We start from the raw sequence: 12,634 nt of genomic DNA, 5'->3' as shown, positions 1-12,634 counted from the left end.
GTAATGGATTGACGACGACGGGAACAGGAGAGATCACGTTGATCGGATCGGGTATTTCTGGAACGGGTGTCTTGTTGTCAGCTACCGAGCTAACGTTAACGGCCACAGGCGCCGTAAGCTTAACGGGAGCGAACAACGTAACGGCTATAGACGGTAGTGGAGATACGCCAACATCCTTTGCGTTCACGAACACGGCAGGTAACTTAGATATCTCCGGCGCGTTAGTGGCAGATCTGAATGGCGGAATCACGTTTACAGCGACAGGTCGTGATATTGCCGTAAGTAATGGATTGACGACGACGGGTACTGGAGAGATCACGTTGATCGGATCGGGTATTTCTGGAACAGGTGTCTTGTTGTCAGCCACCGAGTTAACGTTAACGGCCACAGGAGCGGTAAGCCTAACGGGAGCGAACAACGTCACAGCCCTAGATGGTAGTGGAGAGACGCCAAGCTCATTCTCATTCACGAACACGGCAGGTAACTTAAATATCTCCGGGGCGTTAGCGGCAGATCTGAATGGCGGAATCACGTTTACAGCGACAGGTCGTGATATTGCCGTAAGTAATGGATTGACGACAACAGGCACTGGAGAGATCACGTTGATCGGAGCAGGAATCTCAGGAACAGGTGTATTATTGTCAGCCACCGAGTTAACGTTGACGGCCACAGGAGCGGTAAGCTTAACGGGAGCGAACAACGTTACAGCCCTAGATCCAAGTGGAGCAACAGCAACGTCATTTGCGTTCACTAACTCAGCGGCGAACTTAGCTCTGTCAGGTGACCTCACGGTATCGGGAACAGCATCGACTGACGTCCTTACCTTAAATGTTGGTGCAAACAATCTTAACTTTGCAAGCAACTTTACGTGGACAACGACGCTAGGTAACCAAATCTATACGGCGGATACAGTTAGTAACTTGCCAACGGGTACTGATACATTGACTGCATCATCTGGTAATATCACCATGCGTCCAAGTACGTTGTCTCAGACCATTGGTGTGGGTGATGGGGCCACAGGTAATCTTGCCTTTACATCGGCTTTCTTAGAGGGTGGTGTTGCTCCTAGTGGTTCTCTTATCATTGGTTATTCAAATGGGACCAATACAGGTGCGTTGAATGTTGCAGATAATATCGGAGATACAACAGCTCTGGCATACTCAATGGAGCTCTATGCACCATCTATCACCTTTAGTAGTGGTATCGCGCTAGCTACTACTGAAACCATGACGTTGACGGCTAATAGTGGTGGTATCACACAATCGGGTGGTGGAAGCATTAATGTAACTGCAGGGACCCTGGTACTGAGCGCGACAGGTGGTGCAATAGATCTCATAACGAGAGTGGCCAATCTAGGAACGACCAGTGGTACAAATACTTCTGGCGGTGACTATGGAATTGAAAACCGTAGAGATGATGGAATAGCAGTACTTGGAACACATACTGCATCGGGTGATATTGTTATTGCTTCTCTAGATAATGGAGGAGGCTCTAGCAATCTTAAAGTTATGACCTTTGGAAGTACGAACTTCAATTTCCCAGGTTCGGCTAGCCTTATACTGTTAACACTTTCCGAACTAACCGGATTTAGCTTTGGAACAGGAAATCTTGTCAGTGGAGCTGCCAGTTCAGGACTGCCAACTGAAATTCTTTTGGGTCTGGATGACAATCAGCTGACCTTCCTTGGTGATAGTCTTAGAGAGGCTAATGATGGAAGTGGCGGTGGTCAGCAGGATCCACAAGGGACACTCGTGATCATTGAGCCAACCGGGACAGATACTGATACTACGCTCATTTCCTTTGGTGAAGATTTCGGAGACGATGCCGGAGGTGGTACAGGAGGTGATGACGCTAGTGATGATGAAGATGTCGCGCACCTCGATAAAACCTTTGAAGGATCAGATGATTCGAATGAGTTATTTGCCAACCAGATGGATGATAACCCAGTCGCTGATAGCGAAGAGGGGGATAATCAAGTCGTCGCCAGTGAGGAAGACGAGAACCAGGTTGCTTCCAATGAAGATGGTAATGAAGTTGTTGCCAGCGAAGAGGACGAGAACCAAGTTGCTTCCAATGAAGATGGTAATCAAGTTGCTTCCGGTGAAGATGGTGGGGATCAAATCGTCGCGAGTGCAGGTATTGGGAGTCTCTACATGGCAGCTGCTTCCTTTTAGGTTGATTGTTTAAATAAAGACACCAGCGGCTCTTCTTCGGAAGGGCCGCTTTTTTTTGAGGAGTCTTCGGATGCCAGAGAGGGGAAAAGACTGGTGTTAGAAGGGGAGAGGCTAGATTTCAGAAAAGTGTCTCGTAGTAACGGTTATCTGCGATATTTGAAATCTTCCTATCCATGGATTCCGCGATGCCAACTCACTCTCTGCTTCACCGGCTTAAGACGCCTGCTCAGCTAGAGTTCCTAGGCTCCGGAATGACGGGAATCAGACAGTATTGCAGTCTTCTACACACGGCCAAAGCTTGTTATTCAGCCAAAGCCCGTCTTCCCGGCCATTAGGAATTCTTGGCAAGCCGAAGGTGCGCCATAGAATTTCTTATGAGCGCGGGATCCATAGTACAGGAATCAGAGGACAGAGCTCTGAGGTCAGATTTAATGGTTGCTGCAAGGCACTTTACTGTTCTCTGTCATCTGATTGTATGGATTCCGCGATGCCAACTCACTCTATGTCTCACCGGCTTAAGACGCCGGTTCGTCCAGAGTTCCTAGGCTCCGGAATGACGGTTTTTAGCTGTTGCTGCGATACCCCTCACTCCGCTTCTTCAAAAAGCTTTCGGACGGTTTTGATAATGATATCCACCTCTTCCTTCGTGATGATCAGGGGCGGGGCGAGTCGGATGATTTGTTCATGGGTTTCTTTGCTGAGCAGGCCCATGGTCATCAGCTTTTCGCAAAAGGGGCGCGCGAGACCAGAGGACTCTTTAATCTCAATGCCGACAAAAAGGCCACGGCCGCGGATTTCCTTTATATGACGGGAGGAGATTTTGCGGAGTTCTGTGTGGAGATAGGCCCCCAGCTCTCGAGAGTTTTTGGTCAAGTCTTCTTCAATGGTGACATCTAAGGCTGCACTGGCGATGGCAGAGGCAAGTGGGTTGCCCCCAAAGGTGCTGCCGTGATCACCGGGCTGGAAGACGCCTAAAATTTCTTCGGAGGCGACAACAGCTGAAACGGGGTAAAAACCGCCACTAAGGGCCTTTCCTAGGATTAAAACATCGGGCTTGGCATCGGAGTCATGTTCATAAGCAAAAAGAGTTCCCGTGCGCCCTAATCCTGTTTGAATCTCATCGCAGGCCATCAAGACGTTGTGCTCAGTACAGATCTTGCGAACTTGGCTTAAATAGCCATCAGGAGGCACAATGATGCCGCCTTCCCCTTGAATAGGCTCAACCAAAAAGGCCACGGTGTTTTCAGTTATGGCTTCTTCCAATTGCTTCGCATCCCCAAAGTCGATAACTTTAAAGCCAGGGGTAAGGGGGTCAAAATCCTTTCTATACTGGAGATCGGTTGAAAAACTAATAACGGTCGTGGTGCGACCATGGAAATTATTACGGCAAACAATAATTTCAGCCTTATCTTTAGGAACCTTTTTGATCATATAGCCCCATTTGCGCATGACCTTGATGGCCGTTTCGACGGCCTCTGATCCCGAATTCATGGGCAAAGCCATCTCCATATGGCAAAATTTGCATAGTTTTTCTATGAAATCGGCTCTCACTTCGTTATAAAAGGCCCGTGAAGGCAGTGTAAGCCGTTTTGCTTGCTCTCGTACATTGCCTTGAGGATTTTAGGGTGACAGTGGCCCTGATTCACGGCGGAATAAGCACTGAGGCAATCTAAGTATTTGTTTCCGTCAATATCATAGGCCCAAACGCCTTCGCCCCGTTCTATAATCACCGGGAGGGGCGAATAGCAGGGGGAGATAAATTTATCTGCTTTTTCTATAATTTGAGCGGATCTGGTTGTGTCTCTTTTGGTCATACGTCTGCCTGCCATGCCTTATATTTTTTAGCGGCCCTCATCGTCCCACGAGGGCTTTATCACCGGCATATTAGCATTAGTTTAGGGATCAATACTAGTATTGATCCGGGTACTTACGTCCAAATAGGCTCTCAACAAGAGTGGCAGCGATTTTTGCTGTTTTATTTTTATGATCTAGGGCCGGATTGAGTTCTGTAATGTCCAACGATCCAAAAAGGCCCGATTCATAAATTCTTTCCATGCAGAGTCTGGCCTCTCGGAAGGTAACGCCCCCATGAACACATGTTCCCACACCAGGGGCAACGTAAGGATCCAAAAAATCTAGATCAAAGCTAACATGGATGTGAGCCTTCAACTTTTTCGCTTTTTCGAGGGCGCCATCCATCACATAATCCATGCCGTGTTTATCGATCGTCTGCATGTCAAAGACGGCCATGCCATTTTCACGCACCAACTTTAACTCAAGAGGGTCGACTGATCGAATGCCAATGAAAACCACCTGATCTGTCTGTAATACGGGTGTCTCATAGCCAATGGAAAGCAGCTCTTCATTATTGACGCCACACAACATGGAGACGGCCATACCGTGGGTATTATATGTAGGCGTTGTATGCTTTGTGTTGAAGTCCGTATGGGCATCTAGCCAAAAAACCATGAGCGGCTTTTTTTGCTGCTTACAATGATGAGCAACGGCAGAGATTGATCCCATGGAGACGGAATGGTCCCCGCCCAATATGATGGGGAGGTCTCCATCCTTGAGGATTCCAGTAACGGCGTCTCTTGTCATCTTGGCCCACGCGAGAGTTTCTTTAAGGTGGCGAAAGCCTCCTTGGGGTTCTTCTTCCGGATTTAGGGGGCCACTCAGGTTACGTCGATCTTTGACTCGATAGCCCATCTCAGTCAATCTTTTTTCAATATGGGCGACTCTCAACGCTTCTGGGCCCATGCAAGATCCTCTAAGGCTCGCCCCAATATCAGTTGGTGCACCGATGATTGATAAGTTCGTTTGTGGTGATGAATTATTCATAACGAATACCCTCTCTATGATACGCGCTAATTTCTCCCTTTAATCGCACCTTGTCAAGGCGGGTTTTGGGCCAGAAACGGTAATCGTTTGAATTTTAGATAAGATTTTTTATTTTTAGACGTTATCAGGGGAGCTGCGAAACGAGGCCACTATTTGCTTTAGCTCGTCTGACATCGTCTAAAATGGATTCTGTAGAGCGCTGTATTCCAGTATCCGCACTCTTCTTGGAGGATGCCATTTCTGTCTCCTCCATATGTTCAGCACGGAGTTTTACATCTATACTCTTTGAGTTAGCAGCAGGTACTATCAAGAATGCCAGGAGTAGACTCCCAAGAACGAGTGTGTAAAACCTATTTGTACGCCCCATTTCAGCCTCCATTTTTTATCTTTGGGGATGCTTTTTGCCGTGAATAACGGAAAAAAAACAATCTCTCCAAAGCCCCAAGCTTTTTTTTCTTCATACATTTTCATTGTAACTTTTTTTGTATCAAAAAGGTGATAAAAATGTGATAGGAAAGGGTCATTATGGAATTAGCAATGGAAACCAAAGATTTAAAACACATATATCTCGTAGATGGCTCTGGCTATATCTTTCGGGCCTACTATGGCTTGCCGCCCCTTACCCGAACGGACGGAACGCCCGTGGGGGCTGTTTATGGATTTGTGAACATGATGTTGAAGTTACGAGACGAGGTCTCTTCTGATCATTTGGCTGTGGTGTTTGATGCGGGCCGTGAAACCTTTCGCATGGATATTTACAAGGATTATAAGGCCAACAGGTCCGAGACTCCAGAGGATCTTATCGTCCAATTTCCCCTTATTCGAGAGGCCTGTAAGGCTCTACAGCTTCCCATGGTTGAGATGAAAGGGTTTGAAGCCGATGATCTTATTGCAACTTATGCTCGTATGGCGGAGGCTCAAGGGGCAAAAGTGACCATTATTTCCTCTGACAAGGATTTGATGCAATTGGTGGGGGGCAACATTGAAATGAGAGACCCTCTTAAGAACCGTTCCATTGGGGTGCCTGAAGTCATTGAAAAGTTTGGGGTGCCTCCTGAAAAAGTGGTGGAGGTTCAGGCACTGGCGGGCGATAGTAGTGATAATGTCCCAGGAGTGCCGGGCATCGGCGTTAAGACGGCCGCAGAACTTATCAAAATCTATGGAGATGTGGAAACCCTTTTAGAGAGGGCCGGCGAAATTAAACAACCGGCTCGTCGGCAAAAGCTTATAGATCACGCAGAGGACGCGCGGATTTCTAAAAGATTGGTGCAGCTGAAAGAAGATGTTCCCATTGAGGAGACTTTTGAGGACTTTCTCATTCCCCAAATGGATGAACATGTACTGTTTTCTTATTTGAGAGAGCAAGGCTTTAACAACATTGTAATCCGCCTGGAACGGAATCAAAAGTCCAAGCCTGGGGACGAGTCTCCGGCAAAGACATACCAATTGGTGCAGGAGCTATCCGTTTTAGAAGGCTGGATTGGACGGGCGCGCAAGTTGGGCTATGTGGGCTTCGATACGGAAACAACTTCGCTGAATGCCATGGAGGCTGATCTTGTGGGGTTTTCCCTGTCAGTTGCCGAAGGGGAGGCCTGCTATGTTCCCGTGGCCCATCAGGGAGCGGTCCCCATGGAATCAGTGCGCCAAATTCCACGGGATGAGGCCCTGAAACTCCTAAAGCCCTTGCTGGAGGATCCTAGTGTTCTGAAAATCGGCCAGAACCTAAAGTACGATATGTTGGTTCTGAAAAAATATGGCATCGACCTCGGGCCCATAGACGACACCATGCTCATTTCCTACGTATTAGATTGCGGCAAAAATAATCACAATATGGATGCCTTGGCCGAGCGCCATTTGGGCCGTTCGACTGTAAAATATAAGGATGTGGTGGGCACGGGTCAAAAGGAAATTACCTTTGATTATGTGCCTCTGGACAAGGCCTGCCAATATGCGGCTGAAGATGCAGATGTAACCATGGCGCTCTATGGCGCCCTAAAGCCACGGCTTTTAAAGGAGCGCATGGTTTCCGTTTATGAGACGTTGGAACGGCCGTTAGTACCTGTTTTAGTCGAAATGGAAAATGAGGGGATTCTGGTCGATCCAGAGAGACTGCGGGCGTTAAGTCGGGAATTTTCTGAAAAATTGGTAGTCCTGGAGGCTGAGATTCATGAGCTTGCTGGCCATCCCTTTAATATTGCGTCGCCGCGTCAGTTGGGGGAAGTCTTATTTGATGAAATGGGGATGACGCCCACTAAAAAGGGTAAGACAGGCTTTAGCACCAGTGCCGACGTGCTGGAAGAGCTGGCAGTTATGGGCCACGATTTGCCCGACAAGGTTCTAAAGTGGCGCCATTTAGCTAAATTGAAAAGCACCTATTCCGATGCGCTTTTAGAGGAAATGAATCCAAAGACAGGGCGGGTTCACACGTCTTATGGCATGACCATTGCCTCAACGGGCCGCTTGTCGTCTACCGATCCCAATTTGCAGAATATTCCCATCCGAACGGAAACGGGCATGAAAATACGGGAGGCCTTTGTGGCAAAGGAAGGCCATACCTTTGTATCCTTGGACTACTCTCAGATTGAGCTACGGTTGCTGGCCCATATGGCGGATATTCCGGTTTTGAAAGAGGCTTTTCGGGAAGGGCGTGATATTCACGCCATTACGGCATCACAGATGTTCGGTGTGCCCGTGGACAAAGTCGAGGCAGATCTGCGCTATCGGGCCAAGGCCATAAACTTTGGAATCATCTATGGCATCAGTGCATTTGGTCTTGCCCGTCAGTTGGGTATTCCAAGGGAGGATGCGGGAAAATATATTAAGTCCTATTTCGAGCAATATCCTGGTATCCAAGATTATGTTGAAAAGACCAAAGAGTTTGCTCGTAAGCATGGGTATGTTGAGACCCTGTTTGGGCGGCGGATTCATATTCCTGCCATAGGTGAGGGGAATTTTCAGCGGCGAAATTTTGCCGAGCGCCAAGCAGTAAATGCCCCTCTCCAGGGGACGGCTGCCGATATTATCAAACGGGCCATGATTCAGGTGCCAGGGGCACTGGCAAAGAACAAGCTAGCGGCAAAGCTATTGCTTCAAGTCCATGATGAACTGTTGTTTGAAGCCCCTCTCCAAGAGGCTAAGATTTTGTCGGAGTCTATCCGAAAGATTATGATGAGTGCCGGCTCTCTCAGCGTTCCTCTAGAAGTGGGCATAAAAGAGGGTGTCACCTGGGCAAAGGCTCACTGAGTCCTGGTGCATGGAGTGAAGCTTGCTGCACTGATTGAGTAGGGCAAAGGACATCTATTCCTTGACCCACAGCAATTGGAAGCGTATGAAGTCCCTAGAAAATACCAATATTGAGCCATAAAGGAGCCTTCTATGACCGAACCTATCCATGCCGTTATTCAAAAAGATATTAAAGACAACGATATCGTTTTGTATATGAAGGGAACGCCCAAATTGCCCATGTGCGGATTTTCATCGGTGGTGGCTCAGATCTTAGAGCATCTCAAGGCTCCCTATAAAAGCGTTAATGTCATGGAAGATCCCGACGTGCGGGAAGGCATCAAAACCTTTAGTGATTGGCCCACGATCCCTCAGCTGTATGTAAAGGGAGAGTTTATTGGCGGTTGTGACATTATCCGAGAAATGTACGAATCAGGGGAGCTGGAAGAACTTTACCAAGAGAAAGGCATTGATATTAAGAGGGCAAGAGACTAAGGTTCCAAAAAAAGCGTTACTCAACGTTGTAAGAGGGGTTTTGAAAAAAACATGAAAAAATTTTTGTATTTAGCCGTAATTGGTGCTTTGTTTTTGGGTTTTAACGCGAATAGTAATGGCAAAGGTGCTTCGGAGGCACAGAAGCTTGTTGGCGGTGACTGTGGAGTTTGGGCCCCGACAAAGGATGGTCATCAGATAGTTTGCGTTTTTAAAGAGTTGCAAAAGAAGATTGGTGACAAATGCAAAGTTGTTACTGGCAAGCACCCTGTTGAAATGACAAAATGTTGTTTTACAAAATATTTTTGTAAGCATACAGCTGAATGCTCAAAATTATTAGATCTGAAACCTAAAGAAGTAAAGAAAATATGTCCTGATGCTTAGTAGGAATTATGTGATTAAGAAGGAATAATTTCTTTTCAGCTAAATAACCTTCACCTTCTCTCCCTTTTGCGGTAAAAACTATGGGAAGAGAGGAAATTCATGAGGCCAAGGCTACTTCCAATTTTGTTTATTCTAGGGGCATGTTTCTCGTGCTTTGAGGCTTCGGCGCTTCGGTCGACCGTTGAGGATGAAGTTCCCGATAAGGCAACTTCGGAGCAGAAGGCGGAGGGGCCAAAGCATCAAGGTAAAATTAGAAAGGCCGAAGAACAAAGGGAAAGCCAACGGGTTCAGGCAGGCTTGAAGCCGAACCGTATGCGTAAGCTCCATGTTGACAAACAGGCCTTTGTTCCCAAAATAATTCAACCTGGTAAGAATGAGGCGAGTGAGCAAAGAAGCTCTGAAACTTTAGAATTACCCATGGAAGAGGGAGAAGAGTTCACAGAAGAGTCTCCCTTAGAGTTCTCTGATATGGCGTGTCCTTGCGAGTGTACAGACTGTCCTGAATGTTGTTTGAACAAAAAGAAGTGCCAACTAAAAGGCTGTTCTCTTAACTGCAGCTGTCCTCTTCATGTACCGCCTGTTCCACCTCTTCCGAAAAAGCATCCATAAAAAAAGCCCCCGGAAGGAGGGGGCTTTTCTATTGAAACTCTGTGTAACTATCGAGAGTAGTACTCAATAACCAGGTTCGGTTCCATCTGACATGGGTAAGGAACATCCTCTAGCTTTGGTGTTCTTAAAAGCGTTCCTTTGAATTTTTTAGTGTCCAGCTCTAGGTAGTCTGGAATTTCTCTCTCGGGAGATTGAGATGCGACCATGACTATATCCAGGGTCTTTGACTTTTCCTTAACCTCGACAACATCTCCAACTTGCAAGCGGTAGGAAGGAATATTGACCTTTTTTCCGTTCACAAGGACGTGGCCGTGGTTGACGAATTGACGGGCTGAAAATACCGTGGGGACAAACTTTAAACGATAGACAACGGCATCCAAGCGATGCTCTAGGAGGCCTACCAAGTTTTCTCCCGTGTCACCTCTGCGACGAACGGCTTCGGCATAAATTTTGCGGAACTGACGCTCTGTAATGTTGCCATAGTGGCCACGAAGTTTTTGCTTTGCGTTCAACTGAAGCCCATAGTCGGAAATCTTTCTACGACGGGTAGGGCCATGCTGTCCGGGTCCATAATCTCTTTTATTCAAAGGACTCTTGGGGCGACCCCAAAGATTTACGCCTAGGCGGCGGTTAATTTTGTACTTTGACTCGAGGCGTTTTGACATTCAACAAACCTATCTGGTAAAACAAATACTATACTTATCACGCGATCCAAATACGTATACTGGATTCTGTTCTTTTGTCAAACTAATTTTTTTCACGCCACCGATGATGGACGAGGGCTGTAATTATGCCTCGGAGGGTTTGGATTTCCTGATGGGTTAATTGACTGCGGCCAAAAATATTCCGGATGCTTCGAATCATGTCGGGGCGTTTCTCAGGTGTGCGCCAGAAATAAGACTTGTCTAGTTCACCTTCTAAGTGACCGTAAAAGCCCATCAAATCTTCTTGGGTGGCAGGAGGCGTTTTTCCTCGACGAAGGAAACGGTCTGGTCGGAGGGTGGTTGTGGCCTTTTGAAACCATTCATAGGAGATCAAGAGAACAGCTTGGGCTAGGTTGAGGGAGGGAAAGTCAGGGCTCAGGTTAATCTGGATGATACTATCGGCGAGCACCACATCCTCGTTCACCAGTCCGGAAACTTCTGTCCCAAAGAGGATCCCAACTTTCTCACCGTCATCTGAAGCCTGACACATTTCTATGGCGGCTTGATTCGGGGTAACAACAGGCTTGATCATATCACGAGGCCTTGCCGTAGAAGCATATAGGCGGTTTATATCTGATACTGCGTCCTGGGTTGATTCGAAAATCTTCACATTGTGCAGAATTTCGTTGGCACCAGAAGCCATTTGTCGAGTGAAAAGGGTGAGCCAGTTTTCTTTTGGTCGGACTAACCGAAGATCTTTTAGGCCAAAATTGCACATGGCTCGGGCCGTGGATCCAATATTCCCATCATGGGCTGGGTCCACCAATATTACGACAGGAGGCTGCTTAGTTCCCTTGGGCATTATTTTATCCTGTGTGTCGCCAGAGGGTTCCAGATGGCGTGTCCTCTAGGGAGATCCCATTGCTTTCCAGTTCTTTGCGAATCCGGTCAGCTTCTGCAAAGTCCTTTTGGCCTCTGGCGGTTTCACGAGCCGTAATCAATTTTTCAATTTCTTCTTCATGGAGACCATTGTGGCTTTGGGGGAGATCCTTAAACCACTGTTCTGGTTTTTTCTCCAGAAGGCCGAGAAGTTGTCCGTCCCTTAGGAGCATTTGGTGAATTTCAGCTTTTTCTTTTTCGTTCTTGGACTTATTGAAGTTTGTGGCCAACGCGTGGAGGTGGGCCAGCGCTTGAGGCGTACCCAAATCATCAGCTAGGGCTTTTTGCAGTTTTTGTGAGGGTTCGCTACTGGGATCGGGCTTTTGATGGTCGAATTGACGTAATACCGTATAGAGTCGGTCTAAACTCGCTTTTGCTTGCAAGATACTGTCTTCGGACCAGTCCAGAGGTTGCCGATAATGGGCGGAAAGGAGGGCATAGCGGATGACTTCTCCTGGTACATGTTCCAAAAGTTCGTGAACCGTGCGGAAATTGCCAAGAGATTTGGACATTTTTTCTCCACGGATGGTTAGGTATCCGTTGTGTAGCCAATAGCGAGCAAAAGGAGCTCCACTGTGGGCGCAGGTGCTTTGAGCCAGCTCATTCTCGTGATGGGGGAAAATAAGATCCTGTCCGCCGCCGTGAATATCGAAAGTGTTGCCGAGGTATTTTTGGCTCATAGCTGAGCATTCAATGTGCCAGCCGGGGCGACCTCGACCCCAGGGGCTTCCCCATCCGGGCACATCATCGCTTGAGGGCTTCCACAAAACGAAATCGGCAGGGTTTTTCTTATAGGAGGCGACCTCAACACGGGCGCCTGCAATCATTTCTTTGCGGTTCCTGTGGGAGAGACAGCCATAGGATGGGTCCGAAGAGACACTGAAAAGAACGTGCCCTTCAGCTTCGTAAGCGTGACCTTTATCCACAAGGATTTTGATCATTTGGATCATTTCCAGGATATGTTCAGTGGCTTTTGGCTGGATGTCCGGTAGTAACGTATTCAGGGCTGCCATGTCATCATGATAGGCTTGTGTGGTGCGTTTTGTAATATCCTCGATGGATTCTTTCGTCTCCTCAGAAGCTTTGATAATTTTATCATCTACATCGGTGATATTTCGGACGTAGGTAACCTTTGGGTAAAGAATTTTAAAAAACCGATAGAGGGTATCAAAGATCACGGCGGGTCTAGCGTTTCCAATATGGGCATAGTCATAGACCGTGGGGCCGCATACGTACATCCTAACATTCTCTGGATCCAGGGGGATGAAGGGTTCTTCCCGCAAAGTTAGGGTGTTATAAAATTTTGGTGTGATCGTGGAGTCAGTCATG

The 12,634-nt window shown here is 47.4% G+C and carries 10 protein-coding genes and 1 pseudogene; 5 read left to right on the top strand and 6 right to left on the bottom strand.

The genetic code is table 11. The features are described 5' to 3' along the window. Positions 1 to 2,174 (top strand): hypothetical protein (locus HOL16_06405; protein ID MBT5390316.1); only part of this gene is annotated, 2,174 nt, incomplete at its 5' end. Positions 2,175 to 2,759: 585 nt separating this feature from the next. On the opposite strand, the pseudogene rocD reads toward HOL16_06405, so the two are convergent. The 3 genes and pseudogenes from rocD to HOL16_06390 all read right to left on the bottom strand — a co-directional run bounded on the left by rocD (position 2,760) and on the right by HOL16_06390 (position 5,382). Continuing rightward, positions 2,760 to 3,988: pseudogene (gene rocD / locus HOL16_06400) on the bottom strand (ornithine--oxo-acid transaminase). A 94-nt stretch (positions 3,989 to 4,082) separates the two neighbouring features. Continuing rightward, positions 4,083 to 5,015 carry an arginase gene (gene rocF / locus HOL16_06395; GenBank protein MBT5390315.1) on the bottom strand — a complete coding sequence of 311 codons (933 nt, stop codon included), beginning with the start codon at positions 5,013 to 5,015 and terminating at the stop codon, positions 4,083 to 4,085. 124 nt (positions 5,016 to 5,139) lie between these two features. Continuing rightward, on the bottom strand, positions 5,140 to 5,382 hold the full coding sequence (locus tag HOL16_06390) for a hypothetical protein (GenBank protein ID MBT5390314.1): 243 nt from the start codon (positions 5,380 to 5,382) through the stop codon (positions 5,140 to 5,142). Positions 5,383 to 5,552: 170 nt separating this feature from the next. Here HOL16_06390 and polA point away from each other — a divergent pair, with 170 nt between their 5' ends. From polA to HOL16_06370, 4 genes are all read left to right on the top strand, one after another. Continuing rightward, complete coding sequence (polA, locus tag HOL16_06385) at positions 5,553 to 8,258, top strand: DNA polymerase I (protein ID MBT5390313.1); 2,706 nt, start codon at positions 5,553 to 5,555, stop codon at positions 8,256 to 8,258. Between the two features lie 132 nt (positions 8,259 to 8,390). Continuing rightward, positions 8,391 to 8,732, top strand: coding sequence for a Grx4 family monothiol glutaredoxin (grxD, locus tag HOL16_06380; GenBank protein ID MBT5390312.1), 342 nt, complete (start codon positions 8,391 to 8,393; stop codon positions 8,730 to 8,732). A gap of 51 nt (positions 8,733 to 8,783) precedes the next feature. Continuing rightward, positions 8,784 to 9,113, top strand: coding sequence for a hypothetical protein (locus HOL16_06375; GenBank protein ID MBT5390311.1), 330 nt, complete (start codon positions 8,784 to 8,786; stop codon positions 9,111 to 9,113). A 99-nt stretch (positions 9,114 to 9,212) separates the two neighbouring features. Beyond that, positions 9,213 to 9,722 carry a hypothetical protein gene (locus HOL16_06370; GenBank protein MBT5390310.1) on the top strand — a complete coding sequence of 170 codons (510 nt, stop codon included), beginning with the start codon at positions 9,213 to 9,215 and terminating at the stop codon, positions 9,720 to 9,722. 47 nt (positions 9,723 to 9,769) lie between these two features. On the opposite strand, the gene rpsD is transcribed toward HOL16_06370, so the two are convergent. The 3 genes from rpsD to HOL16_06355 form a co-directional block, all read right to left on the bottom strand. Continuing rightward, positions 9,770 to 10,387, bottom strand: coding sequence for a 30S ribosomal protein S4 (gene rpsD / locus HOL16_06365; GenBank protein MBT5390309.1), 618 nt, complete (start codon positions 10,385 to 10,387; stop codon positions 9,770 to 9,772). An 82-nt stretch (positions 10,388 to 10,469) separates the two neighbouring features. Next, on the bottom strand, positions 10,470 to 11,228 hold the full coding sequence (locus tag HOL16_06360) for an RNA methyltransferase (GenBank protein ID MBT5390308.1): 759 nt from the start codon (positions 11,226 to 11,228) through the stop codon (positions 10,470 to 10,472). A 4-nt stretch (positions 11,229 to 11,232) separates the two neighbouring features. Continuing rightward, positions 11,233 to 12,633 carry a cysteine--tRNA ligase gene (locus tag HOL16_06355; GenBank protein MBT5390307.1) on the bottom strand — a complete coding sequence of 467 codons (1,401 nt, stop codon included), beginning with the start codon at positions 12,631 to 12,633 and terminating at the stop codon, positions 11,233 to 11,235. Position 12,634 lies beyond the last annotated feature (1 nt).

It is taken from the genome of Alphaproteobacteria bacterium, from assembly GCA_018662925.1.
Classification (GTDB): Bacteria; Pseudomonadota; Alphaproteobacteria; order 16-39-46; family JABJFC01; genus JABJFC01.
Note: the sequence above shows the minus strand (reverse complement) of the source record. Positions and strands in the feature narration are given on the sequence as shown.